At 65.9% G+C, this 25,112-nt stretch carries 30 protein-coding genes and 1 tRNA gene; 21 read left to right on the forward strand and 10 right to left on the reverse strand.

Annotated features, from left to right (window positions below):
* Positions 1-117 precede the first annotated feature (117 nt).
* The 3 genes from LZ016_RS10035 to LZ016_RS10045 are packed head-to-tail and all read left to right on the forward strand — an operon-like array spanning position 118 to position 3,458.
* Positions 118-1,794 (forward strand): MFS transporter, encoded by a 1,677-nt coding sequence (locus tag LZ016_RS10035; protein WP_241447236.1) that lies wholly within the window; start codon positions 118-120, stop codon positions 1,792-1,794.
* Entirely contained in the window at positions 1,791-2,960 is a 1,170-nt protein-coding gene (locus LZ016_RS10040; RefSeq protein WP_241447237.1) for an HlyD family secretion protein, read from the forward strand. Before LZ016_RS10035 ends, LZ016_RS10040 begins: the two co-directional genes overlap by 4 nt.
* Positions 2,961-3,458 carry a hypothetical protein gene (locus LZ016_RS10045; protein ID WP_241447238.1) on the forward strand — a complete coding sequence of 166 codons (498 nt, stop codon included), beginning with the start codon at positions 2,961-2,963 and terminating at the stop codon, positions 3,456-3,458.
* Between the two features lie 8 nt (positions 3,459-3,466).
* Here the strand turns inward: LZ016_RS10045 and LZ016_RS10050 are convergent.
* Positions 3,467-3,542 (reverse strand) — tRNA-Glu (locus LZ016_RS10050).
* 44 nt (positions 3,543-3,586) lie between these two features.
* Entirely contained in the window at positions 3,587-5,338 is a 1,752-nt protein-coding gene (gene recJ, locus LZ016_RS10055; protein ID WP_241447239.1) for a single-stranded-DNA-specific exonuclease RecJ, read from the reverse strand.
* 105 nt (positions 5,339-5,443) lie between these two features.
* Here recJ and LZ016_RS10060 point away from each other — a divergent pair, with 105 nt between their 5' ends.
* Together LZ016_RS10060 and LZ016_RS10065 are read left to right on the forward strand one after the other, a co-directional pair.
* Positions 5,444-6,205, forward strand: coding sequence for a histidine phosphatase family protein (locus tag LZ016_RS10060; protein WP_241447240.1), 762 nt, complete (start codon positions 5,444-5,446; stop codon positions 6,203-6,205).
* Positions 6,202-7,071: an NAD(P)H-hydrate dehydratase gene (locus LZ016_RS10065; protein WP_241447241.1), complete on the forward strand. Its 870-nt coding sequence runs from the start codon at positions 6,202-6,204 to the stop codon at positions 7,069-7,071. The genes LZ016_RS10060 and LZ016_RS10065 overlap by 4 nt, the downstream gene beginning before the upstream one ends.
* A 1-nt stretch (position 7,072) precedes the next feature.
* Here the strand turns inward: LZ016_RS10065 and pyk are convergent, their stop codons facing one another.
* Entirely contained in the window at positions 7,073-8,542 is a 1,470-nt protein-coding gene (gene pyk / locus LZ016_RS10070; protein WP_241447242.1) for a pyruvate kinase, read from the reverse strand.
* A gap of 114 nt (positions 8,543-8,656) precedes the next feature.
* Here pyk and LZ016_RS10075 point away from each other — a divergent pair, with 114 nt between their 5' ends.
* From LZ016_RS10075 to LZ016_RS10100, 6 genes are read left to right on the forward strand one after another with little or no spacing between them, the layout of a single operon-like run.
* Positions 8,657-8,899 (forward strand): DUF2312 domain-containing protein, encoded by a 243-nt coding sequence (locus LZ016_RS10075; protein ID WP_241447243.1) that lies wholly within the window; start codon positions 8,657-8,659, stop codon positions 8,897-8,899.
* Between the two features lie 9 nt (positions 8,900-8,908).
* Positions 8,909-9,652: a YebC/PmpR family DNA-binding transcriptional regulator gene (locus LZ016_RS10080; protein ID WP_241447244.1), complete on the forward strand. Its 744-nt coding sequence runs from the start codon at positions 8,909-8,911 to the stop codon at positions 9,650-9,652.
* Positions 9,653-9,654: 2 nt separating this feature from the next.
* Positions 9,655-10,005: a DUF3147 family protein gene (locus tag LZ016_RS10085; protein ID WP_241447245.1), complete on the forward strand. Its 351-nt coding sequence runs from the start codon at positions 9,655-9,657 to the stop codon at positions 10,003-10,005.
* Positions 10,002-10,490: a crossover junction endodeoxyribonuclease RuvC gene (gene ruvC, locus LZ016_RS10090; protein ID WP_241447246.1), complete on the forward strand. Its 489-nt coding sequence runs from the start codon at positions 10,002-10,004 to the stop codon at positions 10,488-10,490. The genes LZ016_RS10085 and ruvC overlap by 4 nt, the downstream gene beginning before the upstream one ends.
* A gap of 12 nt (positions 10,491-10,502) precedes the next feature.
* A complete protein-coding gene (gene ruvA / locus LZ016_RS10095; protein ID WP_241447247.1) occupies positions 10,503-11,096 on the forward strand; it encodes a Holliday junction branch migration protein RuvA in 594 nt (197 codons plus the stop codon).
* A complete protein-coding gene (locus LZ016_RS10100) occupies positions 11,093-11,491 on the forward strand; it encodes a GFA family protein (RefSeq protein ID WP_241447248.1) in 399 nt (132 codons plus the stop codon). The genes ruvA and LZ016_RS10100 overlap by 4 nt, the downstream gene beginning before the upstream one ends.
* 3 nt (positions 11,492-11,494) lie before the next feature.
* Here LZ016_RS10100 and LZ016_RS10105 read toward each other — a convergent pair whose 3' ends face one another.
* Positions 11,495-12,616: a dipeptidase gene (locus LZ016_RS10105; protein ID WP_241447249.1), complete on the reverse strand. Its 1,122-nt coding sequence runs from the start codon at positions 12,614-12,616 to the stop codon at positions 11,495-11,497.
* A gap of 86 nt (positions 12,617-12,702) precedes the next feature.
* Here LZ016_RS10105 and ruvB point away from each other — a divergent pair, with 86 nt between their 5' ends.
* Both ruvB and LZ016_RS10115 read left to right on the forward strand, forming a co-directional pair.
* A complete protein-coding gene (gene ruvB, locus LZ016_RS10110; protein WP_241447250.1) occupies positions 12,703-13,746 on the forward strand; it encodes a Holliday junction branch migration DNA helicase RuvB in 1,044 nt (347 codons plus the stop codon).
* The gene (locus tag LZ016_RS10115) at positions 13,743-14,912 is read left to right on the forward strand and encodes a DUF3089 domain-containing protein (RefSeq protein WP_241447251.1); all 1,170 of its coding nucleotides are present in this window, start codon (positions 13,743-13,745) and stop codon (positions 14,910-14,912) included. The genes ruvB and LZ016_RS10115 overlap by 4 nt, the downstream gene beginning before the upstream one ends.
* On the opposite strand, the gene LZ016_RS10120 is transcribed toward LZ016_RS10115, so the two are convergent.
* The gene (locus LZ016_RS10120; RefSeq protein ID WP_241447252.1) at positions 14,872-15,078 is read right to left on the reverse strand and encodes a helix-turn-helix transcriptional regulator; all 207 of its coding nucleotides are present in this window, start codon (positions 15,076-15,078) and stop codon (positions 14,872-14,874) included. The genes LZ016_RS10115 and LZ016_RS10120 overlap by 41 nt on opposite strands.
* Positions 15,071-15,460 carry a hypothetical protein gene (locus LZ016_RS10125; RefSeq protein ID WP_241447253.1) on the reverse strand — a complete coding sequence of 130 codons (390 nt, stop codon included), beginning with the start codon at positions 15,458-15,460 and terminating at the stop codon, positions 15,071-15,073. Before LZ016_RS10125 ends, LZ016_RS10120 begins: the two co-directional genes overlap by 8 nt.
* Positions 15,461-15,634: 174 nt before the next feature.
* Between LZ016_RS10125 and LZ016_RS10130 the strand changes: the two genes are divergently transcribed.
* The 3 genes from LZ016_RS10130 to LZ016_RS10140 are packed head-to-tail and all read left to right on the forward strand — an operon-like array spanning position 15,635 to position 17,960.
* Positions 15,635-16,081 (forward strand): YbgC/FadM family acyl-CoA thioesterase, encoded by a 447-nt coding sequence (locus LZ016_RS10130; protein ID WP_241447254.1) that lies wholly within the window; start codon positions 15,635-15,637, stop codon positions 16,079-16,081.
* Positions 16,081-17,382 (forward strand): Tol-Pal system beta propeller repeat protein TolB, encoded by a 1,302-nt coding sequence (gene tolB / locus LZ016_RS10135; protein WP_241447255.1) that lies wholly within the window; start codon positions 16,081-16,083, stop codon positions 17,380-17,382. Before LZ016_RS10130 ends, tolB begins: the two co-directional genes overlap by 1 nt.
* The gene (locus LZ016_RS10140; protein ID WP_241447256.1) at positions 17,379-17,960 is read left to right on the forward strand and encodes an OmpA family protein; all 582 of its coding nucleotides are present in this window, start codon (positions 17,379-17,381) and stop codon (positions 17,958-17,960) included. Before tolB ends, LZ016_RS10140 begins: the two co-directional genes overlap by 4 nt.
* Here the strand turns inward: LZ016_RS10140 and LZ016_RS10145 are convergent.
* Together LZ016_RS10145 and panC are read right to left on the reverse strand one after the other, a co-directional pair.
* Positions 17,957-18,256, reverse strand: a complete 300-nt coding sequence (locus LZ016_RS10145; RefSeq protein WP_241447257.1) for an SEL1-like repeat protein — start codon at positions 18,254-18,256, stop codon at positions 17,957-17,959. The genes LZ016_RS10140 and LZ016_RS10145 overlap by 4 nt on opposite strands.
* Positions 18,257-18,338: 82 nt before the next feature.
* The gene (panC, locus tag LZ016_RS10150) at positions 18,339-19,181 is read right to left on the reverse strand and encodes a pantoate--beta-alanine ligase (protein WP_241447258.1); all 843 of its coding nucleotides are present in this window, start codon (positions 19,179-19,181) and stop codon (positions 18,339-18,341) included.
* An 81-nt stretch (positions 19,182-19,262) separates the two neighbouring features.
* Between panC and LZ016_RS10155 the strand changes: the two genes are divergently transcribed.
* Positions 19,263-20,057, forward strand: a complete 795-nt coding sequence (locus LZ016_RS10155; RefSeq protein ID WP_241447259.1) for a division plane positioning ATPase MipZ — start codon at positions 19,263-19,265, stop codon at positions 20,055-20,057.
* Between the two features lie 29 nt (positions 20,058-20,086).
* Complete coding sequence (gene pgmG / locus LZ016_RS10160; RefSeq protein ID WP_241447260.1) at positions 20,087-21,469, forward strand: phosphoglucomutase/phosphomannomutase PgmG; 1,383 nt, start codon at positions 20,087-20,089, stop codon at positions 21,467-21,469.
* A gap of 7 nt (positions 21,470-21,476) precedes the next feature.
* Here pgmG and LZ016_RS10165 read toward each other — a convergent pair whose 3' ends face one another.
* Positions 21,477-22,532 (reverse strand): winged helix-turn-helix domain-containing protein, encoded by a 1,056-nt coding sequence (locus tag LZ016_RS10165; protein ID WP_241447261.1) that lies wholly within the window; start codon positions 22,530-22,532, stop codon positions 21,477-21,479.
* A 109-nt stretch (positions 22,533-22,641) separates the two neighbouring features.
* Here LZ016_RS10165 and LZ016_RS10170 point away from each other — a divergent pair, with 109 nt between their 5' ends.
* From LZ016_RS10170 to LZ016_RS10180, 3 genes are read left to right on the forward strand one after another with little or no spacing between them, the layout of a single operon-like run.
* A complete protein-coding gene (locus LZ016_RS10170) occupies positions 22,642-23,115 on the forward strand; it encodes a transporter substrate-binding domain-containing protein (RefSeq protein ID WP_241447262.1) in 474 nt (157 codons plus the stop codon).
* Complete coding sequence (locus tag LZ016_RS10175; protein ID WP_241447263.1) at positions 23,112-23,909, forward strand: cation diffusion facilitator family transporter; 798 nt, start codon at positions 23,112-23,114, stop codon at positions 23,907-23,909. The genes LZ016_RS10170 and LZ016_RS10175 overlap by 4 nt, the downstream gene beginning before the upstream one ends.
* A complete protein-coding gene (locus LZ016_RS10180) occupies positions 23,878-24,084 on the forward strand; it encodes a hypothetical protein (protein WP_241447264.1) in 207 nt (68 codons plus the stop codon). Before LZ016_RS10175 ends, LZ016_RS10180 begins: the two co-directional genes overlap by 32 nt.
* Before the next feature lie 3 nt (positions 24,085-24,087).
* On the opposite strand, the gene LZ016_RS10185 is transcribed toward LZ016_RS10180, so the two are convergent.
* A complete protein-coding gene (locus LZ016_RS10185; RefSeq protein ID WP_241447265.1) occupies positions 24,088-25,086 on the reverse strand; it encodes a ligase-associated DNA damage response exonuclease in 999 nt (332 codons plus the stop codon).
* Positions 25,087-25,112 lie beyond the last annotated feature (26 nt).

Raw genomic sequence — 25,112 nt, forward strand, 5'->3', positions numbered from 1 at the left:
ATTAAGCAGCACCACGGGCGGAGCAAGCACCCGCATTGATGCTGGGCAGCCGAGGTGCGAAGAGCGGCGCGGGCCTGTTGGCGTCTCCCGAGTCTTGCCCCTGCACTCGACGGGACCATGGCTGACACGTACCAGTTCAAGCCCCACGAACGGCCGATCATACCGGGCTCCCCGTTCAACCCGGATCATCCGATCGAGCGGATGGTGGCTTATGGCGCGATCGGAGTTCTCGCCGGCCTTACGGGCGGCTTGGGTAACGCGCTGGTCACCGCCAACCTCTCCTATTTTCAGGGAACGCTCGGGCTGAGCGCTGAGGAAGCGGCGTGGATCCCCGCGGCCTATGTCGCGACGAACGTCTGCGCGAACCTGGTTCTCGTGAAGTTCCGGCAGGAGTTCGGACTCCAGCTATTCCTGCGCTTGGTCTTGGGCGGCTATATCCTTGCGACACTGATGCACCTGTTCGTGCACGGATTCTGGTCGGCAGTGCTGGTGCGGGCCGTCAGCGGAATCGCGGCCGCGGGCCTTACGACCCTGGGCGTGCTGACTTTCTTGCAGGCGATGCCGCCGCCGAAGCGCCTGCACGGCGTCATGATCGGCGTCAGCGTGCCTCAGTTGGCGACGCCGCTGGCGCGCGTAATCGCGCCGTCACTGCTCGAATGGGGCGACTGGCGCATGGCCTATATGTTCGAGCTAGGGTTGGCGGTACTCACGCTGGCAGCGGTGCTGATGCTCCCGCTTCCGCCCAGCGAGCGCGAGAAGGCGTTCGAGCGGACGGACTTCGTGACGATGGCGCTGCTGTTCCCGGGCGTCGGTCTGCTCTGTGCAGTGCTCGCGCTCGGCCGGACGGTCTGGTGGATGGAATCCGCCTGGCTCGGCTGGGCGCTGATCGGGTCGATCGTCCTCATCGCGGCGGGCATCTTCGTCGAGCATCGGCGGTCGAACCCGCTGCTGATGACGCGATTTATCGGGCAGAAGCCGATCCTGCGGATCTGCGCTGTGGCCTTCTGCATCCGCGTCATCATTGGCGAGCAGGCGTTCGGGACGGTCGGCCTGATGTCGTCGCTTGGGCTAGGCGTCGATCAGCTTCGGACGCTCTTCATCATCGTCACGCTGGCTTCGATCGCGGGGCTTGTCGTGGCGCTTACCACCTTCCGGCCGGAGTCCCCGGCGCGGCCTCTCCAAGTGGCCTGCCTGCTGATCGCAATCGCCGCATTCCTCGATGCCAGCGCGACGAACCTGACACGACCAGCCAACCTCTATCTCAGTTCGGCACTCGTCGGATTCGCAGCCCTCCTCTTCATCGGTCCCGCGATGGTGATCGGCCTGTCGCGGGCGCTGCTGTGCGGCCCACGCTTCTTCATCAGCTGGCTGGTCGTCTTCCTGGCGAGCCAGAACCTCGGCGGCCTCGTCGGGACAGCACTGTGGGGCACGCTGCAGACCATCCGCGAGAAGTTCCACTCGCACAGCCTGGTCGAGAGCGTGATGCTCAACAACCCGACCGACGCGGCTCGGCTGGCGGCCAGCGCGCAGCAGTTGAGCGGCGTAGTCAGCGATCCCGCGCTTCGATCCGCGCAGGGCGCCGCGCTCCTCAGCCGGCAGGTCACGCGCGAGGCGAACGTGCTGGCCTACAACGACGTGTTCATGGTCATCGGCTCTTGCGCCCTGCTTCTGCTGCTGTGGGGCATCGCGATCGAGCTCAAGATGCGGCGGAGAGGGGAAATTTCCCCGATTGTGCGCTTCGCCCAAATGATGATGGCGAAGATGGCAGCGGCTCAGAAGGAAGAGCAGTCATGAAGTCGGATGACACTCCCGAGGTTGCCATGGCGAGCACGGAAGCGGCGACGCCCGCTCCCGCGGCACGGCCCGCCCCTACTCCCGAGCCGGAAGTCGCAGGTCCTTCTGCGGCGGCGCCTTCGCGCTGGGATCCGCCCACCAAGTCCAAGTTCTTGACGGCGTGGGTCGTGCTGCTTCTCATCGTGGCGATCGTCACGATCCTCTACGCGTGGCGGTTGCCGCCCTTCGCCGGCCGCTACGAGCAGACCGACGACGCTTATGTGAAGGGCCAAACAACCGTCATCAGCCCGCAAGTCTCCGGCTACGTCGCGCAGGTGCCGGTCAACGATTATCAGAACGTCCGGGCCGGGGATGTGCTCGTTCGGATCGAGGACAGCATCTACAGCGCCAAGGTCGCCCAAGCGCAGGCGAATGTGCTGACGCAGCAGGCCAATCTCGACAATTCGACGCAGGCGCAGCGATCGAAGGAAGTGAACACGCTCGCGCAGGACGCGGCCATCGCGAATGCGCAGGCGCAGCTCGCGAAGGTGCAAGCCGACCTTCGCCGAACGAACGCGCTGATTGCGAACGGCTGGACGACCGCCGCTGTCCGGGATCAGCAGGTCGCCGCCGTGCGCTCCGCCGAGACGCAGCTGCGGCAGGCCCGCGCTGCCCGGGAGATCGGAACGGAAGACGTGCGGACGGTCATCGTAGGCCGTCACGGTCTCAACGCGAATGTCGAGGCGGCGAAGGCGCAGGTGCGGCTTGCCGAGGTCGACCTCGATCATACGGTCATTCGCGCGCCTCAGGCTGGCCAACTCAGCGAAGTGTCGGTGCGGCAAGGCCAGTATGTCACCGCCGGAACGCAGCTCATGTACCTGGTGCCCAAGACGCTCTGGGTGACGGCGAACTTCAAGGAAGCGCAGACGCACAAGATGCGTGTCGGCCAGCCCGCAACCTTCACAGTCGATGCGCTCGGCAGCGCGCGCCTGAAGGGGCGTGTCGACAGCCTCGCCCCCGCCGCGGGGTCTGAATTCGCGGTCCTTCGGCCCGACAATGCGACGGGCAACTTCGTCAAGGTCGCCCAGCGCATCGCGGTCCGCATCAAGATCGACCCCGGGCAGCAGCTTGCCGAACGGCTTCGGCCGGGAATGTCGGTGGTCGCCCGCATTCGGACGGATCAGTAATTGGACGCGACCCTTGCCGCGCTGCTCGGCGCCGTCATCGGCGGGTTGCTGTCCGTGCTCGCCTCCTGGCTCGCACAGCGAGTGCAGGCGAAGGCGCAATGGCTATCCCAGGAAATCCAGCGGAGGCAGAAGCTTTACAGTGATTTTGTGGAAGCGGCCGCGCGCTGCTTTTCACGGGCTCTCCAGGAAAATCAGCCCGATGCGGCCACCTTGTCCGTGCTCTACGCTGAAATTGGTCGGATGCGGCTCTACTCGTCGGACGCAGTAATCCATGAGGCCTATCGGATCGCCCACAAGATTCTCGGCGCTTATGGAGACACCAACCGTACCGCAGAGGAAATTCGGGACCTGCTGTGCAGCGATTCAATCGATCTCTTTACCGAATTCGGAGACGCCTGCCGCACGGAGCTGAACCTGCTGCAAGTGCGCGGTGCGCGTCGGATCGAGCTGTCGAAATGGCGGCATGTCCACCCCAGCGATGAGGCAACTGCCCGCTGATTGCGGGATGGTGACCCCAACGGGACTCGAACCCGTGTTTTCGCCGTGAAAGGGCGACGTCCTAGACCGCTAGACGATGGGGCCGCTTCGAGAAGCGGACTGCCCGTTAGGGGAGGTGTCGCGGCTGGTCAAGCAACCGAAGCGTCTTCGAGGTGCATCTCGGCGTAGTTGCCGCCGTTCCACTCGTCGCGCTTGATCGTTCCGGCCAGCCACCAGCGGCGGTCGCCCGGTGAGGTCAGGAGCGCCTGGCCCAATTCCGTCTGAGCGCTGCGGAAGGCGATCCACTTGAAGCTCTTGCCATCATCCCCGCAAGCGAGCCCGCGGACGTGGCCGTCGCCGACGATGCCAGTGCGAAGCAATCGCGCCGGCCCGGCCGCAACGCGGGGTGCGGGCCAGCCCGCGCCATAGGGCCCCGCCGCCTCGAGCGCGTCGCAGAGGTCGCCGACGATCCCGCCTGGCGCGAGCAGCGCATCGAGCAGGAGCGATCGGCCGTCGAGGGCGCGCTCCACGTCCGCGGCCAGGCGCTCGGCAATGAAGTCGCGGAAGGCATCCAGGCCGCCGGGCGCCATGGTCAGGCCGGCAGCCATGGCGTGACCGCCGCCTGCAACAAGGAGTCCGCTCTCCTTCGCGGCGAGCACTGCCGCACCGAGATCGACGCCGCCAATCGAGCGGCCCGAGCCCTTCCCCGTGCCGTCTTCGGTCTCGGCGATGACGATTGCCGGGCGGCCGAAGCGCTCCTTCACGCGGCCCGCGACGATGCCGATGACGCCCGGGTGCCAGCCATGCCCCATGACGGTCAGGACGGGCGCTCCGTTGAGCTTGTCCGCCTGCTCCATCGCCTGCTCGCACACCTGCATCTCGATGGCGCGGCGTTCCTCGTTGAGGCGGTCGAGCTCGGCGGCGATAGTCCGCGCCTCCTCGGGATCGGTGCTGGTCAGGAGCCGCACGCCGAGGTCGGACTTGCCGACGCGCCCGCCTGCATTGATGCGCGGCCCGAGAGCGAAGCCGAGGTCGCGGCAGCTCGGCGGCTTCACGAGCCGCGCGGCCTCGGCAAGCGTCGTCATGCCGAGGTTCTGACGCCCGGCCATGACCTTGAGGCCCTGCGTCACGAAGGCGCGATTGAGGGTGTGCAGCCGGGCGACATCGGCCACCGTTCCCAATGCGACGAGATCGACCAGGTCAATGAGCTTTGGCTCTTCCCGGTCCGAGAAGATGCCACGTCCGCGCAGTTCGCGCACCAGCGCCACGCCGAGCAGAAAGGCCATGCCCACTGCCGCAAGGTGACCGTGCGCTGCGCCAAGTTGGCCCTCATCGAGACGGTTCGGATTGATCAGCGCGAAGGCAACTGGAAGCAAAGTCGCGCACTGATGGTGGTCGACGACAATGACGTCGAGCTCAGCGTCCTTCGCTTCCTGAAGCGCCTCGAATGCCTGCGCTCCGCAATCCACTGTGACGGCCAGCGAAGCTCCGCGCTTCTTCAGTTCGACCAGCGCAGCGCCCGAGGGGCCGTAGCCCTCCATCAGGCGGTCGGGGATGTAGACCATTGGCTCGATGCCCAGCCGCCGGAGCAACAGCACCAGAAGCGCCGCGCTGGTCGCGCCGTCCACGTCATAGTCGCCGAAGATCGCGATCGTCTCGCCGGCCTCAACCGCATTGGCGAGCCGCTTCGCGCCTTTGTCCATATCCTGGAAGCAGGAGGGATCCGGGAGGAAGTCGCGGATGGTGGGCTTGCGGTGCCGCTCAAGATCGTCGCGCACGACCCCGCGGGCGAGCAGCAGCTCGTCCACCAGCGCATCCATCGATAATCCGGGTTCTCCCGACCGGCGCCACCTCCACGGCTGGCCGCCAGCCGATCGCTCCACCCCCAGCGCGAACGTCATGCGCTATGGATAGCAGCTTGGATCGAGCCTCGCGCGGCCTTTCTGCACTGTTCGTCGCAGGAACCGGATGGGCGCTCCATGCTTGTTGCAGGGAAGGAGGCGCGGATGCGGCAGAACTGGCCGGAGAAGCTGTGGCTGGTGCGGCATGGACAGAGCCAGGGCAATGTCGCGCGCGACGCCGCTGACGAGGCCGGGCTCAATGAGATCGACATCAAGGTCCGCGACGTCGACGTGCCGCTCTCGGAGCTTGGCCACGAGCAGGCCGAGGCGACCGGACGCTGGTTTGCAGCCTTGCCCGAAGGCGAGCGGCCGGAGGTCATCCTGTCGTCGCCGTACCTCCGCGCGCGGCAGACGGCAGAGGCCATTTGCAAGGCCGGCGGCATGTCGGGACCGGTGAAGCTGGTCATCGACGAGCGCCTTCGCGAACGCGAGTTCGGAATCTTCGACCGGCTGACGACGGTCGGCATCCGCAACAAATATCCGGAGGAGGCCGCGCACCGCGCGATGCTCGGGAAGTTCTACCATCGCCCGCCGGGCGGCGAGAGCTGGGCCGACGTCATCCTGCGGCTGCGGTCGGCGCTGAACACGATCAACCTCCACTATTGCGACCGGCGCGTGCTGATCGTCTGCCACCAGGTCGTGGTCCTCTGCATGCGCTACATCCTGGAGGAGCTGACGGAGCCGGACATCCTCAAGATCGACAAGCAGGCGGAGATCCTGAACTGCGGGATTGTCCGCTACGATTTCGAGGAGGACGCGGACGGCCTCTGCATTCCGAAGCTGGAAGTCTGGAACCATGGCGCGCCGATGGAGGCCGAAGGCGCACCCAAGACCACCGAGCCGGACATGATGACCGGGGCCCGATGAAGGCTGCAAAGGCGCTCACGAGGGCTGCGCTGAAGAGCTTTCCGCTGCCGCCGGTCGTCGACGGCGACAAGGAGACGAAAGGCCGCATCCTCATCGTTGCGGGAAGCCGGCAGGTCGCCGGTGCGGCGTTGCTAACGGCCACCGCCGCGATGCGTGCTGGCGCTGGAAAGTTGCGCATGGCGGCGGTGGAGAGCGTTGCCGTGGCGACGGCTCTCGCGATGCCCGAAGCGATGGTGCTCGGGCTGGAGGAAGCCAAGGACGGCGGCTTCACGCGCGGCGCCGTCCGCGACCTGCGCGAGCAAGCGGAGCACGTCGACGTCGTCGTGGCAGGTCCGGGCATGGCGGAGGCGCAGACATGCGCACCCTTGGCCGAAGCCCTGCTGCAGAGCCCGGCCGCGATCGTTCTCGACGCAGCGCTGCTGCACAGCCTAAAGCCGCTCAATCCGGGCAAGCGCGGCAGCGACCAGCCGCCCATCCTGCTGCCCCATGCGGGTGAGTTGGCATCCCTGCTCGACTGCGACGAACGCGAGATCGACAGCGATCCCATCGGCTGCGGACTTCGCGCAGCGGAGCGCTATGGCGCCAACGTGCTGGTCAAAGGCGTGATCAGCCATGTCGTCACGCCGGACGGCCGCGTCTGGACTTACCGCGGCGGCGCGCCGGGCCTCGGCGTGTCCGGCAGCGGAGACACGCTAGCCGGTATCGTCGGGGGATTGCTGGCGCGCGGAGCGGACTCGCTCACGGCGCTGCTGTGGGCCGTCCTGCTGCACGGCGAAGCGGGCGAGGCGCTCGCAAAGAAGGTCGGACCGATCGGCTTCCTCGCCCGCGAGATCCCGGACGAGATTCGGGCGCTGCTGCCGCGCTGAATTATTCCGGCGTCGTGTGCCGTTCGAGCTCGTCGCCGACAAGGCGGACGACGTGGAGCACGTTGGTCGATCCTGCTGTGCCGAACGGAATGCCGGCCATGATCACGATGCGATCGCCGCCGGCCGCGAGGTGATGGCGCAGCACCATGCGCTTGGCCTTGCCGACCATTTCCTCGAACGCGGACACGTCCCTCGAGTGCACGGAGTGGACGCCCCAATAGAGGCCCATGCGACGCGACGTGGTCTGCGAGGGGCTCATCGCAAGGATCGGCACCGGCGGACGCTCGCGGGCGATACGGCGCGCGGTCGATCCGGACTTGCTGAACACGACCATCGCCTTGGCGTTCACGGTGTTGGCGATCTGACGCGACGAACCTGAAAGGGCGTCCGCGATCGTCGGCTCAAGCCGCGTCTCGGTGAAGTGGATGCGGGACGAATAGACCGGATCGCGCTCGACGCTGTTGGCGATGCTGTCCATCATCGAGACCGCTTCGATCGGATACTTGCCCGCGGCGCTTTCCGCCGAGAGCATGACCGCGTCGGCGCCGTCGTAAATGGCGGTGGCGACATCGCTGACCTCGGCGCGCGTCGGCGTCGGCGACGTAATCATCGATTCCAGCATCTGCGTCGCAACGACGACCGGCTTACCGAACTGGCGCGCGCAGGCGACGATGCGGTTCTGCAGCGGCGGCACGTCTTCGGGCGGAAGCTCAACGCCCAGGTCGCCTCGAGCGACCATGACGCCGTCCGCGAGAGCGATAATGTCGTTGAGGCGATCGATAGCCGCAGGCTTCTCGATTTTCGCCATCAGCGCCGCCTTCTCGCCGATCAGCGAGCGCGCCTCGGCGACGTCCTCCGGACGCTGCACGAACGACAGTGCGATCCAGTCCGCGCCCTGCTCCAGCGCGAATTCCAGGTCGGAGCGGTCCTTCTCCGTCAGCGCGGGGATCGGCACGACGACGTCCGGAACGTTGACGCCCTTGCTGTTCGAAACCGTGCCGCCCACCATGACTTCGGCCTTGATGCTGGTCTCGCCGGATTCCAGCACCTTGAGGCGCACCTTGCCATCGTCGATCAGCAGGCGGTCGCCCGGGCCGATGGCCGCGAACAGCTCGGGGTGCGGAAGTTCCATCCGGTGTGCATTGCCGGGCGCATCTTCCTGGTCGAGGATGACCTTCCGGCCCTTTTCAAGTTGCGCGGACCCGCCTTCGAAGCTGCCGACGCGGAGCTTCGGACCCTGAAGATCGAACACGATGGTCGTCGGCCGCTTCAGCTCCTTCTCGAGCGCGCGGATGGCCTCGACGAGCTTCGCCTTCGACTTCTGGTCGCCGTGACTCATGTTGATCCGGAACGCGTCCGCACCCGCGAACATCAGCTTCCGGATCATCTCCGGCTTGCTCGACGCCGGCCCCAGCGTCGCCAGGATCTTCACTTTTCTGGAACGCGGTCTCAGCGGTTCGGTCACTTGCATCCTCTCATGTCGCGAAGGCGCAATAACGCGTTGCGCCCTGCGTTCAACCGGCTTGAGCGTGCGCTTTCGCTCGCTTACAGCCGCCGCCGAATCCCTGCATGGAGTTTGTGACAGATGGCGGAAGGTAACGTCGCGGCCGATCAGCTGCGGCTATTCATCGAGCGAATTGAACGGCTTGAGGAAGAGAAGAAGGGCATCGCGGACGACGTGAAGGACGTCTACGCCGAGGCGAAGTCAAACGGATACGACACCAAGACGATGCGCGCGATCGTTCGCCTGCGCAGAATGGAGTCGCACGCCCGCCAGGAAGCGGACGCTTTGCTGGAGACCTATCGCAACGCGCTCGGCCTCGCGTAAGGAACAGCAATGGCAGGCCATTCCAAATTCAAGAACATCATGCATCGCAAGGGCGCGCAGGACAAAAAGCGCTCCGCGATGTTCTCGAAGCTGAGCCGCGAAATCACCGTCGCGGCGAAGATGGGCCTGCCCGACCCTGACATGAACCCGCGCCTGCGCGCCGCCGTCCTCGCGGCCAAGGCGCAGTCGATGCCGAAGGATAATATCCAGCGGTCGATCGACAAGGCGTCGAAGGGCGATGACGAGAATTACGAGGAAATCCGCTACGAGGGCTTCGGCCCAGGCGGCGTCGCGATCATCGTCGAGGCGCTCAGCGACAACCGCAACCGGACGGCGACCAACGTCCGCACCGCCTTCTCGAAGAACGGCGGCAACCTTGGCGCGTCGGGCTCGGTCAGCCATGGCTTCGAGCGCATGGGCCTGATCGAATATGGCGCGAGCGCCGGCGATGCCGATAAGGTGCTGGAAGCGGCAATCGAGGCCGGCGCGGAGGACGTCCAGTCGGACGAAGAGGGTCACGAGATCTGGACGTCCGTGGATACCCTCCACGAGGTCGCGAAGGCGCTCGAGGCCTCGCTCGGCGAAGCTGACTCGGTGAAGCTCGGCTGGAAGCCCGGCACGGAAGTCGAGGTTCGCGGCGACGACGCGGGATCGCTGATGAAGCTGATCGACGCGCTTGAGGAGGACGACGACGTCCAGAACGTCTGGGGCAATTACGACGTCCCGGACGAGGAGCTGGAGAAGCTGGCCTGACCATGGTGTGGCTGGCGATCAAGGCGCTGATCTCCGGCATTATCGTGGCCGCGGTCTCAGAAATCTCGAAACGCTACCCAGGCTTCGGCGGCCTCATTGCTTCACTGCCGCTCGTGTCGGTCCTCGGCATGCTGTGGCTGTGGAAGGACAAGCCGGACGCAGCGAACATGGCGGCGCATGCTGAAGGGACGTTCTGGTTCGTGCTTCCGTCGCTGCCGATGTTTCTGGCCATTCCCGCGATGCTTCGGGCCGGCGTCAACTTCTACGTCGCGCTTGCGCTCGGCTGCCTGCTGACGATCGCTTTGTACCTGGGGATGATCGCCCTCGCCCCGCGACTCGGCATCCGGCTTTGAGCCGCGTCCTCGGCCTCGATCCCGGGCTTGGGACGACCGGCTGGGGCTTGATCGAGGCCGACGGCAACCGCCTCTCCCACATCGCCAACGGGCAGTTGAAGACCAACGCGGCCGCGCCTCTGCCCGAGCGGCTCGCCGACCTGTGCAGCCAGCTCGAGGCGTTGATTGCCAAGCACCGGCCAGAAGCGGCGGCTGTCGAGGAAGTATTCGTCAACAAGAACCCCCAGTCGACGCTCAAGCTAAGCCATGCGCGCGGCGTCGCGCTGATGTGCGCAGCGCGCGCCGGTATGGGTGTCGGCGAATATGCGCCGACCTTGGTGAAGAAGGCGGTCGTCGGCACCGGCGGAGCGGAAAAGGCGCAGGTCCACGCTATGGTCTCGCGCCTTCTTCCTGGCGCGAAGATCGCCGGTCCGGACGCCGCCGATGCGCTGGCGGTGGCCATCACGCACGCGCATCACTTGGCGAGCGCCCGCCGCATCGCTTAAGCCTAAGCGGACATGATCGCCCGCCTCTCCGGAATCCTCGCCGAAACCAGCGCCGACACCGCGATCGTCGATGTCGGTGGCGTCGGCTACCTGGTGCACGCGAGCGGACGGACGCTGGAAGCGCTCGGCCCGATCGGCGGCGAAGTGCAGATCCTGACCGAGCTCCAGGTTCGCGAGGACGCCTGGACCCTGTTCGGCTTCGGCTCGCCCGCGGAGCGCGACGCCTTCCGCTCCCTGACAAGCGTCCAGGGCGTCGGCGGCCGCCTGGCGCTGGCGATCCTTTCCGTCCTGTCCCCGGACGAACTCGCCCGCGCCGTCAGCCAGGGCGACAAGGCCATGATTGGACGCGCCAACGGGGTCGGACCAAAGCTCGCCGCGCGCATCGCCAACGAGCTTCAGGGCAAGCTGGGTGTCGCCGGCTTGGGCGCATCGCTCGCTCCCGCGCCGCGCGCTGGAGCCGCTGCGGATGCTCTGTCAGCCCTCGCCAACCTCGGCTTCAAGCCGGCCGAAGCGAGCGCCGCAGTCAATGCCGCTCAGGATGAACTGGGCGCCGATGCCGGGCTCGATGCCCTCGTTCGGCTCGCACTTCGAAAGGCTGGGAAATGACCACCCGCACCGCCTCCTGCCGCTGCGGCCAGCTCAAGGCGAGCGTTACCGGGGAACCCGTCCGCGTCTCTGTGTGTCACTGCCTCAACTGCAAGAAGCGCTCCGGCAGCGCCTTTGCCGTGCAGGCGCGCTGGCCGGACGAGAACGTGACGATCGAGGGAACCTCGAAGACGCACGTGCTCGTATCGGATAGCGGCAACCGCGCGACCTTCCATTTCTGTCCTGAGTGCGGGTCAGACGTCTATTACGAGATCAACGGCAAGTTCGACGGACAGGTCGCAATCCCGCTCGGAGCGTTCGACGACCCCTACTTCGCCTCCCCGCGATTCTCCGTGTGGGAACCGCGCAAGCACGACTGGCTCGAGATCATCGGCGACGACATCGAGCACGACTGAGGGTCAGGCGCCCCAGGCGTCGCGATAGACGCGCAGGAAATTTCCGCCCATCAGCTTTTCGAGGCGGGCCTCGCTCCAGCCGCGCTTTTGCAGGTCGGCGGCGAACCGGCGATAACGGTCGACCGAGTTGTAATCTTCGACCATCGGATAGACGTCTACGCCCTCGCCCGGCGCAGCAATGCCGGCCTTGATCCGATCAAGCGCCCACTTCCTGAGCTTCTCCTTCGCCTCCGCATCGAGACGCTGCGGCAGCGGGCCGTTGTCGGTGCCGACGCCGACATGATCCTCGCCCGCGATGTTGGCGATATGTTCGACATGGCGCAGCAGGTCCTCGCCCTTTGGATGGCTATCGAGCGTCAGGAACGGCATGAAATAGACGCCGACGACGCCGCCTTTGTCGGCGACCGCCTTGATGGTCTCGTCCGCAGTGTTGCGGGGATGGTCGGCGAGCGCACGCGCACCGGTATGGCTGATGACCAGCGGCCGCTTCGCATAGGCCGCGGCCTCGGCCATCGTCTTCGCGCCGCCGTGGCTAAGGTCGAGCAGTAGCTTTTCCGCCTCGATCCGCTCGATCGTCGCCTTGCCGAGCTTCGACAGCCCGGCATTTGCCGGCTCCAGCGAGCCATCACCCGACAGGTTGCGGTTGTTGTAGGTGAGCTGGACGGTCATCACGCCGTCCTTCTTCATCTGCGCGAGGCGATCGAGCTCCGGCCCGATCATCGACGTATCCTGCGTGCCAACGAGGACTCCAAACTTCTTCTCGCGTTTCGCCTTCAGGATATCGGCAGCGCTGCGGATCAGCAGCAGGTGATCGGGGTTGGCGTTGAGGATGTTCTGCTTGTTGGCGATGTCCTTCTGATACTCGCCCCACGTGTCGGCGAGGTTGCCCACCGGCATGACCGTGTCGCGCACGACCGTGACGCCCGTCTCGACCATTTCCTTCCAGGCGCGGTCGCCGATGCGAAGCTGCTCTTCCGGCGAGTAGGGGTCGCCAATGCCGCCGAGCCCGTCGATGATGATCGCCCGGTCGTACCAGCCCATGCCTGCGCGCTTCTGCGCCAGCGCCGGTCCCGCCACCATCGCGGCAGCAGCGCCCGCCATCATCGTACGCCGATCGACTTGCATGCTGGGCCCCCTTTGCAAACAGCGCTGACGCTAACAGCCGCCCGCCCTTGTCGCCAGCCGTGGCATCTGCGAATCAAACCGAAGCGATGGCCACCGATCCCGCCCGAATCACGACGCCCGAGCGCACGACCGAAGATGCCGACGCGGCGCTTCGCCCGAAGAGCCTGGACGAGTTCGTCGGGCAGCAGGCGGCGCGCGAGAACCTGCGCATCTTCGTCAATGCCGCGAAGAGCCGCGGCGAGGCGCTCGACCATGTGCTGTTCCACGGGCCGCCTGGTCTGGGAAAGACGACGCTCGCCGGGATCCTCGCCCGCGAAATGGGCGTGGGATTCCGGGCAACGTCCGGCCCGGTGATTGCCAAGTCCGGCGACCTCGCCGCGCTGCTGACGAACCTGGAGGACGGCGACGTCCTGTTCATCGACGAGATCCACCGGCTCAATCCTGCGGTCGAGGAGGTGCTCTATCCGGCAATGGAAGACCGAGCGCTCGACCTGATGATTGGCGAAGGTCCGTCGGCGCGCTCGGTGCGCATCGACCTTCCCCGCTTTACCTTGGTCGGAGCGACCACCCGGCAGGGCCTGCTGACGACGCCGCTGCGCGACCGCTTCGGAATTCCGGTCCGGCTCAACTTCTACACGGTGCAGGAACTGCAGTTGGTGGTCGGCCGTGCGGCGCGGCTGCTTGGCCTTCAGATCACGGACGACGGCACGGCCGAGATCGCTCGCCGCTCCCGAGGCACGCCGCGCATTGCGGGCCGTCTCCTCCGCCGCGTGCGCGACTTCGCCCATGCCGTCGGCGCCGATCCCATCGATGCGGCGGCGGCGGACAAGGCGCTGTCCCGGCTGGAGATCGATAATCTCGGCCTCGACGCGATGGACCGGCGCTATCTCAACATGATCGCCGATCTGTACGGCGGCGGACCCGTCGGCGTGGAGACGCTCGCGGCCGGACTCAGCGAACCGCGCGACACGATCGAGGACGTGATCGAGCCCTACCTCATTCAGCTTGGCCTCATCGCCCGCACGGCACGAGGACGCTGCCTGAACGGCCGCGGCTGGACCCATCTTGGCCTCACTCCACCCGCCGGCGCCCAGGCTGGCCTGTTCGATTCAGGAGCCGCATCCAAGTGATCCGCACGACATTGCTGACCTTCGCCGCGCTCGCCGCGGCCGCGCCGGCTTCGGCCCAGGCGCCTGCCCGTCCCGCGCCTGTCGATTACTCGAAGGGTACCAACTGGCTCTGCCTGCCAGGCCGGTCGGACACCTGTTCGACGCCGCTGGGAACGACGGCGCTCAATCCCAACGGCTACGGCTCGGTGGGGCAGAGCGTCCTTGCGAAGGACCCGCCGCTCGATTGCTTCTACGTCTACCCGACAGTCTCGAGCGACCAGGGCATCAATAGCGACCTCAACGTCGACAATGCCGAGCGTGGCGCGGCTCTGGTCCAGTTCGCGCGGTTCGCGAGCGTGTGCCGAACCTATGCGCCGGTCTATCGCCAGATGACGCTGGGCGCAGTCGCGGCCGCAGCCACGGGTGCGGACATCAAGGGGCCGGCGACCCTCGCCTACAGGGACGTTGCAAACGCGTGGCGGACCTACCTTGCGAAATACAATCAGGGCCGCCCGTTCGTCCTCATCGGGCACAGTCAGGGCTCCCTGATGCTCCAGGAACTCATCAAGAATGAGATCGAGGGCAAGATGATCGCGCGGCAAATGCGGCTCGCCATCCTGCCGGGCTTCAACACCTACGTGCCGCAGGGGAAGCGCGTCGGCGGGACGTTCAAGTTCACGCCGGTGTGCGGCTCTCCGAACGAGACGGGCTGCGTGATGACCTGGGTCAGCTTCCGCGAGAAGAACGTGCCCCCCACTGGCGCGATGTTCGGCATTGCCCCCACGCCCGGCATGACCGTCGCCTGCACGAACCCCGCTCGTCCGGGTTCGACCGCATGGGAGCCGCTCGACAGCTACTGGAACGCACGCTGGTCGCTGCCCGTGCCGGGCGGGCCGATCCAATGGTCGACCGAAGGCGCGCCCTCGACCCCGTTCATCCGCACGGAGGGACTGGTCTCCGCTCGCTGCGTCAGCGACGGCCAGCGCGGCTACCTCTCGATCCGCACCAACCGGGTGCCGAACGACAAGCGCACGGATCGCGTCTACGGCGAAGTCGGAATGCTCGGCATGTTTATCCCCGGCTGGGGCATGCACCTTGCCGACGTGGCCGAGGCGCAGGGCGACATGATCCGCCAGGTCGAGGGGATCAGCGCTCGATCCAGAACAACTGTTCGACAGGCACGCTGAGCGCTTCCGCCAGCTTCAATGCGAGCAGGGTCGAGGGGACGAAGACGCCGTTCTCGACCGTGTTGATGGTCTTGCGCGACACCAGGCAAAGATCCGCCAGCTGACCCTGGGTCAGCCCAAGCTCGGTCCTTCGATCCTTCAGCCGGTTAGCTAGGCGATCATTCATCCTCGGCGGGCTCGGCGCGGTTGAGCCAGGCGTATCGGAGCACGGCGACTAGCAGCGCGCCGTTCACCAGTCCGTAGACGGAAATGCCTGCATCAAGAGTCCACCAGACCCGAGCGATCATCAGCCCGCAGCCGATGACGGCCAGCGCGGCGATGCCCCAGCGCGCGGCATCCCCGCTGACTTCCCGAGCCCACTCGTCGTTGAGGATCGCGCGATCCCTTTCGGACAGCCAACGCAGCGGTAATCCCAGCAGCAGCCACAGAATGGCGAGCGTGACGGCGGCCCAGGCGACCGTCGAGATCAGCTGGCTGGACTTGTCGGCATCGTGACGAAAGATCGCCATCCCCTGCTGCATGACCACCAGAGGAATGACCCAGATCATCGTCCGCCGCTGTTCCTCGACGCTTTCAGCCGTTGGCCGATCGAAATCCGACTTCTCACGATAACTTCATACCCGTGACTCCGCACTTGTAACGCATAGGTTACATGTAACGTGTAGGTTACAGAGTCAACGGGGCGAACTTGCGCCGCGCTCCGCGGAAGGTAAGCCAGTCCAATGGACCTCGGCACTCCCTATCGCGGCGGCTTCGTCGGGCGCGAGCACCACTTTGCGCTGACGGTCTACTTCGAGGATACCGACACCGCCGGGGTCGTCTATTACGCCAATTATCTGCGCTTCATGGAGCGCGCCCGTTCCGACATGCTGCGGGTGGTCGGCATCGACCAGCGCGAGGTGATGAACGGCGGGGGCGGCGCTTATTATGTGGCCGACGTGAACATCCGCTATCTGCGGCCCGCGCGGCTCGGCGACGACCTGCAGGTGATCAGCACCGTCGAGGCGGTTCGCGGCGTTTCGGTCGTAATTCATCAGCGAGTCATGCGAGGCGAAGAACAACTCACCGATGCGAGGGTGACCGCGGCATTCCTTGACGATTACGGACGGCCTCAACGCCAGCCGAAGGAATGGGTCGAGCGTTTCAAGGCAATAGCGACCGGAGTGTAATGCGTTTCTTTTCCGCCAGATCGATGATTGCAGCGTCGGCCTTCATGCTGGCTGCGGCGGCACAAGCGCAGTCGCCGCAGCTCGTGGTCGCCGTACCGTCGCTGCCGACGCCGAAGAATGTAAAGACCGACGGCGGCGAAACTGGCGTCCTCGGCATCCAGATCGCACAGCAGATTGCGTCCGACCTGCGCGCAAGCGGCAACATCGTCGCGATCAATCCGGACGAGCTTCGCGTCTACACGCCGACCGAAGCGGGTGCTCCGATCTATCAGAACTGGATGAGCGCCGGCGCAGGCGCGCTGGTCCAGGGCTACGTCCAGGCCCGCGACGACGGCCGCATCACGGTCGCCTGTTACCTCTACGACCTGAAGCAGCGCCGCGAGATGGCGCGCAAGGGCTTCGCGGTCGCAGCCGAAGACTGGCGCCGCGCCGCCCATCGCTGCGCCGATGCCTTCCACAAGAGCATCACCGGCCTGCCGGGCCATTTCGACAGCCGCATTGTCTATGTCGCGGAGACTGGCAGCCGGACCTCCCCGGTGAAGCGGCTGGCGATCATCAACTGGGACGGAACGAACCATAATTACCTGACCCAAGGCGAGGTCACCGTGCTGAGTCCGCGCCTGTCCCCGGACGGTCAGCGCATCACCTACATCAGCTTCAAGGACGGCACGCCGCATATCCGCATCATGGATCTCGACGGCGGCAACGACCGTCCGCTGCTTCAGCAGGGCGCGATGAGCTTCGCACCGGCCTTCTCGCCGGACGGCGGACGCATTGCCTTCTCGCTCGCGGCGGACGGCAATACCGACATCTATGTCGTGAACTCAAACGGCGGTCGGCCACAGCGCCTTACCACGACGCCCGGTATCGACACGGCCCCTAGCTTCTCGCCCGACGGCAAGCAGATCGTCTTCGAAAGCGATCGCGGCGGCGCGCAGCAGCTGTACATCATGGACGCCGACGGTTCGGGCCAGCGTCGGCTAAGCTTCGGCAGCGGCGGATACGGCTCACCGACGTGGAGCCCGCGCGGCGACCTGATTGCCTTCTCCAAGTGGACAGGCTCGGCGCTGCGGATCGGCGTCATGAACGTCAACGGCAGCGGCGAGAAACTGGTCACAGACGGCTGGCAGGACGAGGGGCCGAGTTGGGCGCCCGACGGCGAGTTCCTGGTCTTCGAGCGCTCGCAGCAGGGCAGCGGCACGGCCGGCGTCTACACGGTCGACCTGGTCGGTAGCCCGCCGACGCACCTCGCCATCCCGCAACCGGGTTCCGACCCCGACTGGTCGGGAGCTTCCGAATGAACCGCGCTTTGCTTCTTATCGCCATGTTCGTAGCGGCTCCGCTGTCGGCGCAGCCAATGCCTTATCCGCAGCCGCCTTATCCGCAGCAGCAAGGGCCGTATCCGGGCTTGCCGCCGATGCTGTCCCTGCCCGCTCTCAAGGCGGACTTCGTTGCCAAGGCGGGGTCGGACACGGTGCGCTTCGGGCGGGATTCCTATGTGCTGACGCCGCAGTCGCAAACGGTGCTGACGGCCCAGGCGCAATGGCTGCTCGCCAATCCCTACGTGAGCGTGACGATCGAAGGTCATGCCGACGGCCGCCAGACGCGCGACTATGCGCTGGCGCTCGGCGAGCGGCGCGCAGCCGCAGTTCGCAATTTCCTGATCGCCTCAGGCGTGATGCCGCAGCAAATCGAAATCGTCAGCTGGGGCAAGGAGCGGCCGGCGGTTGCTGCCGCGCACGATGCGACCTGGCTGCAGAACAGCCGCGCGGTCACCGTCTTGAAGCAGCCGCCGATGCCGCAGTTCTGGTCACCGCAGCAGCCCGGTCAGCAGTGGCCGCCGCAGCAACCGCAGCAGCAGCCACCGATCTATCGTTAAGCGGCGTAGCGCTGGTGCGAACCGAGCCAGGACCGAGCCTGGCGCTGCGCTTCGGCAATCTCGCGGGCGGTCATCTCGATCGCGATCTCGGCACGGCACTGCTGTCCACGCGTGCAGCCATTGAGAGCGGCGAGATTGAACCACTTGTGCGCTTCGATGAGATCGACCGTCACGCCGCTGCGTCCGGTCGAATAGGTCACGCCGAGCTCGAACAAAGCATCGACATCGCCGGCCTCGGCATCGGCGAGGCGGCTGCGAAGAAAGAACTCCGCGCTTTTCTGACTGATTGCACCCACTTGAACTTACTCCCCCCTGGTCACGGGACGAACATCGTCGGCGGATGGCAAATAAATGGTTAACGGCGTCGTGACGCCAAGATCACACCTCGACGGCGATATTGTCGATGAGCCGCGTGGTGCCGATTTTTGCAGCGGCGATCAGCCGCATCGGGCCTACCGGCGCTTCCAGCGGTTCGAGAGTCAGCGCGTTGACGAGCGCGACGTAATCGATGGTCGAGAAGCCGGCAGCGCCGAGACTGTCCTTGGCGGAACTGAGCGCATCGGCAACCGGAACGCCTTCGCGGATATGTGTCGCCGCCTCGTTTAGCGCCCTGGGCAGGGCAAGGGCGCGCTCGCGCTCATCCGCCGAGAGGTAGGCATTTCGGGACGAGAGCGCGAGGCCGGCAGCATCCCGCACTGTCGGCACCCCGAGGATCTCCACGCCGAGCTGAAGGTCCTGCGTCATCCGCCGGATCACCGCGAGCTGCTGAAAATCCTTTTCGCCGAACAGTGCGATGTCGGGCCGGACGGCGCACAGCAGCTTCGCCACGACCGTCGCGACACCATCGAAATGTCCGGGCCTTGCTTCGCCCTCCCAGCGGTCGCTGAGCCCCTTCACGCTGACGGTCGTCGCGAAGCCCGGGGGATAGATGTCCTCGCCTCGTGGCAACCACAGAAGGTCGCACCCTGCCTCCTCCAGCATGCGCGCGTCCTGCTCCTCCTGCCGCGGATAGCGGTCGAGGTCCTCGTTTGCGCCAAACTGAAGGGGATTGACGAAGATCGTCGCAGCAACCCGATCAGCTCGCCGCTTCGCCTCTTCGATCAATGCCATGTGGCCGGGGTGAAGTGCCCCCATGGTCGGGACCAGCGCCAGGCTTTTTCCCCCTGCGCGCAACGCGATAAGTGCGGCGGGAAGCTGATCGGCCTCACGGATTGATTGCAAGGATTCAACCCCTTCGGTAAACCGTTAACCCGGGGCGCGGTTCTTGGAGCCGCGTGGGAAAAGTGCAAGGGGGGTGGGGATATGTCCCAGCCACATTTCATCGTCTTCGCCAATGAGAAGGGCGGAACCGGCAAGTCGACGACTGCCGTCCACACCGCCATCGCCCTCGCCGCTACCGGCCACCGCGTCGGAGCGCTCGATCTCGACAGCCGCCAGCGGACCATGACGCGCTATCTCGAGAACCGCGATGCGACCATGCGGCGGCTGAACGACCGCCTGCCCCAGGCGAAGTATCGCGTGTTCGAAGGCGACAGCCTTGAGGGGTTGGAGCTCGCGCTCACCGAGCTCAGCGAAGAGGTCGACGTTATCGTCATCGACACGCCCGGCCGCGACGATCCGCTCGCCCGCGCTGCGATCCTCAAGGCCGACACGCTCGTCACGCCGATGAACGACAGCTTCGTCGACCTCGACCTGATCGGGCAGGTCCACCCGGAGAATTACAAGATCACGCGGCCGAGCTTCTATGCCGAGCTGATCTGGAACAGCCGCACCCAGCGCGCGAAGAACACCGGCAAGAGCGTCGACTGGGTCGTGCTGCGGAACCGCCTGCAGCATATCGAGAGCCACAATTTGAAGCGCGTCGGCGCCGCGCTCGACGAGCTCGCCCGCCGCGTCGGCTTCCGCGTCATCCCGGGCCTTGGCGAACGCGTGATCTACCGTGAGCTGTTCCCCAAGGGTCTGACCCTGCTCGACATGAAGCAGATCGGCGACGTGGGCCTCGGCCACATCACGGCGCGGCAGGAATTGCGCGAGATGATCGCGGGTCTCGGAATTCCCGGGGCAGAAGAGGAACATAAGCTCGCGGCCACTGGCTAAAGCCAAAGCCCGCCGCTATCGGCGGCGCCATGTCGCATACATTCGATCGAACCATCCTCCGCGAGTATGACGTCCGCGGAGTTGTCGGAAAAACGCTGAACGAGAGCGACGCGTATGCGCTCGGCCGCAGCTTCGCCGCGCTCGCCAAGGGCGAAGGCGCGAAGAAGCTGGCCGTGGGCCGCGACGGCCGCACCCACTCGCCCCAGCTGGAGGCCGCCCTCGTCCGTGGCCTGACCGAGGGCGGCATCGACGTGATCCGCACCGGCGTCGGCCCGAGCCCAATGCTCTATTTCGCGGTCGCCACGCTCGACGTGCAGGGCGGCATCCAGGTCACCGGAAGCCACAATCCTCCCGAATATAACGGCTTCAAGATGCTGCTGAACGGCCGCTCGGTGTTCGGCGAGGAAATCCAGCGGCTCGGCCGCGCCGCTTCCGCCGGCGAATGGTCGACGGGCGAAGGCAAGGTCGAAGAGACCGACATCGTCGACGCCTACGTCGACCGGCTGGTCGAGGACTTTCAGGGCGGCACGTATCGCGTCGGCTGGGACGTCGGGAACGGCGCCGCCGGACCGGCCGTCGAGAAGCTGATTAAGAAGCTGCCGGGCGAGCATTTTGCCATCCACACCGAGGTGGACGGCACCTTCCCGAACCACCATCCCGACCCGACGGTCGAAGCGAACCTCGCCGATCTGAAGGCGCTCGTGGCCGAAAAGAACCTCGACTTCGGCATCGCCTTCGACGGCGACGCGGACCGCATCGGCGCGGTAGACGCCAAGGGCCGCGTGGTCTGGGGCGACCAGCTGGTGATGATCCTTGCCGAGCCGGTCCTGAAGGAAAGACCGGGCGCGACCATCATCGCCGACGTGAAGGCCAGCCAGATCCTGTTCGACCGGATTGCCGAGCTCGGCGGGACGCCCCTGATGTGGAAGACCGGCCACAGCCTCATCAAGTCGAAGATGAAGGACACCAACGCTCCGCTCGCGGGCGAGATGAGCGGCCACATCTTCTTCAAGCACCGCTGGTACGGCTTCGACGACGCGCTCTACGCGGGCGTCCGCCTGATCGAAGCGGTCGACCAGTCGGGCAAGTCGCTGACCGAGATCATGGACGAGATGCCGAAATCCACCGCGACGCCTGAAATGCGTTTCCCGGTCGACGAGAGCCGCAAATTCGACGTCATCGGGGAGGTGCTGGAGCGCTTGTCAGGCAACGGCGCGCGCGTCGACGCCACCGACGGCGCCCGCGTGATGACCGACGACGGCTGGTGGCTGCTGCGCGCTTCGAACACGCAGGACGTGCTAGTCGCTCGTGCCGAGGCGCGTGACGAAGCGGGTCTCGAGCGCCTGATGAAGCAGATCGACGACCAGCTCGCCCAGTCGGGCGTGGAGCGCACCGCGAGCGTCGGCCACTAGGCCGCAGCTAGCGAGCTCTCTTCGAGCCCCGTTCAGCCACGATCATCGCCCCGACCACGCAGGCGCCGAACAGCGCGCCTTCGAGCATGCTGGTCACCGTCTGAGTGACTGGGCCGAAGCCGCTTTCGCCGAACAGGTGGCCGACCTGATCGATGCGGAGTCGCGAGTGCGGAAAACTTTGAGCGAGCCGCTCCAGGCTTCCGCCCATCATCGGCCGCCCGAGGAGCGCGATGACGAGGCCGGCGAAGCCGCCTGTGACGGCACCGATGCCCGCGCCCCTGCGCAGCCGCGGCCTTCCCGCTCTCCAGATCGTCAGCCAGGCCGCGAGACCGACAGCGGCGCCGAGCACCCCGCCTTCCGCCGGTCCGGTGATGTCGCCGGGCGCTTGGCCAAGGAAGAGATTGGATGCGTCGCTGCCCAGCAGCTTCACGATGCCGCCGACGACAAGGCCGCCGAAGGCGCCGCCAATGATCGCCCACTGCCATGGCCGACGCGTCACCCGGCGCGCGGCGGCGATCCCGAATGAGACGCCCGTCGCTCCAATTGTCGCGACTGTGGTCGTAATCGTCAGGAGCACCAGCAGTACGGATAGCGTGCCCATGCCCTCGGAATTGCCCGCCAAGCCGTAAAACAGACCGCCGACCGCTCCGGCGATTAGGCCGCCCGTCGTGCCAGCCAGTCCCAACCGGACGAACTCTTCCGACGATGCATCAGCGACTGCAATTGGACGGCTGCCCTGACCCTCAACGCGCTCCACGGGCGCGATGAACCTGTACCCATGCTTCGGCACCGTTTCGATGAAGCGCGGATTGCCCGCGTCGTCGCCAAGCTGCTTGCGCAGAGTCCGGATGCACTGGGTCAGCGCCTCGTCCGTCACCGGCACGCCGCGCCAGATCTCGTCCATGAAGCGCGTCTTCGGCACCAGCCTGCCCTGCTCGCTCACCAGCAATGCGAGGGCATCCAGGTAGCGACCGTTCAGCTCGACCGTCTCGCTACCGCGCCTGAGCTGGCGATCCTGCGGGTCGAGCGAGAAGGCTTCGAAGCGGAAACTGCCGGAACTCATCGTGCCGCATGTGAAGCCGCATCCACGCGCGGAGGCAAGGGAATGCTGTCCCTTCGGCGATGCGTGATCAACCGTAGGAACGTCGCGCCAACGCCCGAGTTAGCTCCGGATGTTCCTGGACGAGCGTACAATTGCGACCGCGCTGCTCTCTTTCGTGTCGGCGGCGTGCAGCATCCCGAAGGACCCTGAAGGCACGAGCGAGCGCATCGCCTCGACTCATGAGCTTCGCGTCGGCGTCACGGACAATCCGCCGTGGGTCAGCGCCACTCACGGTGAACCTGGCGGGATCGAGGCGGAGCTCGTGCGAAAGTTTGCCAAGAGCGTCCATGCCGATGTTCTGTGGACCACCGGCAGCGAGAGCGTGCTCGTAGAGGCTTTGAAGCGGCATGAGCTCGATGTGGTGATCGGCGGCTTCGAGAAGCGAACCCAATGGAGCTCGCAGGCCGGGATCACGCAACCTTTTGCGAAGGACGCCGATGGGAAGAAACATGTCTTCCTCGCGGCGCCTGGAGAGAACGGCTTCATCCTCAATCTCGATCGCTTCCTGACCGAGCGCCAGCGCGATTCGGGAGGCGCGTCTTGAAAAGCCTTCCGGCCCATCCCGAAGCGGAAGCGGAGCTGAAAAAGGCGCACCGCCTCGCCTGGCTGACGCTACTCTACAATTGCACAGCCATTGCGATGCTCTTCGTGGTGATGGGCGGCTCGCAAGCCCTCAAGACGGAGCTAACCGGGGAGCTGCTCAGCTTCATTCCGCCGGTGCTTTTTCTCGTCGGCGACAGGATCAGCCGCCGCGAGCCCAACGAGCGATATCCCTTCGGATACGAGCGCGCCGTCAGTGCAGGCTACGTGGGCTCGGCTGTCGCTTTGCTCGGCGTCGGGGCATACCTGCTCGTGGACGGCGCGATGAAGCTGGTGATGCAGGAGCATCCAACCATCGGAGGCTTCCCTATATTCGGCCACGTCATTTGGACCGGTTGGCTCGCCTACGGAGTCCTCCTATGGAGCGCGATCCCCGCGTTCTTCCTAGGCCGGGCCAAGCGGCGGGCAGCCGAGACACTCCACGACAAGACCCTCGCTGCGGACGCCGAGATCAACACTGCAGACTGGCAGAGCGCCACCGCGGCCATGATCGGGATCACCGGTGTCGGTCTGGGCTATTGGTGGACGGACTCCGTCGCAGCCGTGCTGATTTCGCTCGAGATCATCCGCAGCGGCTGGTCCGAATTGAGGACGTCGCTCGGCGACATCGCCGACCGCAGGCCTCTCGCCCTAACTGTCGAAGGACGAAGAACCCCTGCCCGACATGCTCGCGCAATCGCTGCGCCGGCGGAAATGGGTGAAAGACGTGGTCGTCCGAGTTCGCGAACGTGGCCGTGAATTCACCGCGGAGGCGCATGTCATTCCTGTTGGCGAAGACGGACTGCTCGACCACATCAGGGAGGCGAGCGCAAATCCGAGGGGAATCGATCCGCGGCTTGCGGAACTCACCATCGCACCGGTGCAGGAATTCCCCAAGGACATCGAGAAAGCGCGGCGGCGGGCACCGGCGTAGCGGTCAATCGTCCTCGTCTTCGTAGCCGACGAGGTTCAGCTCCCGCGCCTTGATCTGGTGGAGCATGCACCAGTGCTTCAGCGCTTCCTCGCGACCGTGCGTGATCCACACCTCGCGCGGCTGGAGCTCTCGGATGGTGCAGGTCAGCTCGTCCCAGTCGGCATGGTCAGAGATCACGAGGGGCAGCTCGATGTTCGACTGCCGAGCACGCTGGCGGATGCGCATCCAGCCGGATGCCATCGCCGTCACGGGGTCCGGCAGGCGCCGCGACCAGCGGTCGTTGAGGGCGGACGGCGGAGCGATGACGATGTGGCCCGCCATCTCTTGCTTCGGAACGCCCGCGCAATGGCGCATCTCGCCCAGCGACACGCCCAGTTCCTCATAGAGCCGGCACAGGCGCTCGACGGCGCCGTGATAATAGATCGGCTGCTCGTGCCCACGCCGCCGAAGCTCGGTGATGACCCGCTGCGCCTTTCCGAGCGCATAGGCTCCGACCAGCACCGACCGCGATGGATCGGAATGCAGGCGGTGAAGGAGCCTGTCGATCTCGCTGCCGGTGTCTGGGTGGCGGAACACCGGCAGCCCGAAGGTCGCCTCGGTGATGAAGATGTCGCACGGCACCGGCTCGAACGGCGCGCAGGTCGGGTCCTCGCGGCGCTTGTAGTCGCCTGATACGACGATCCGCTCCCCCGCATGGTCGAGCACGATCTGCGCAGACCCGAGCACGTGACCGGCCGGAACGAAGGTCACGTCGACCTCGCCGATGCGCACGCTTTCGCCATAGGCCATCGGCACGCCGTTCTGGTCGCCATAGCGCACGCCCATGATCGCCAAGGTCTCCGGCGTCGCCCAGACGCGCGAGTGTCCGCCGCGCGCGTGATCCGCATGTCCGTGAGTGACGAGCGCGCGCTCCTTGCGCTGCGAAGGATCGATCCACGCGTCCGCCGGGCGAACGTAGATGCCCTCCGGAAAAGGCTCTATCCAGGAACCGAGGCGCGCCATCGGGAGCTATATAGGCGAGAAACCGT

Origin of the sequence: Sphingomonas telluris, from assembly GCF_022568775.1 — a bacterium.
In the GTDB taxonomy this organism is placed as follows: domain Bacteria; phylum Pseudomonadota; class Alphaproteobacteria; order Sphingomonadales; family Sphingomonadaceae; genus Sphingomicrobium; species Sphingomicrobium telluris.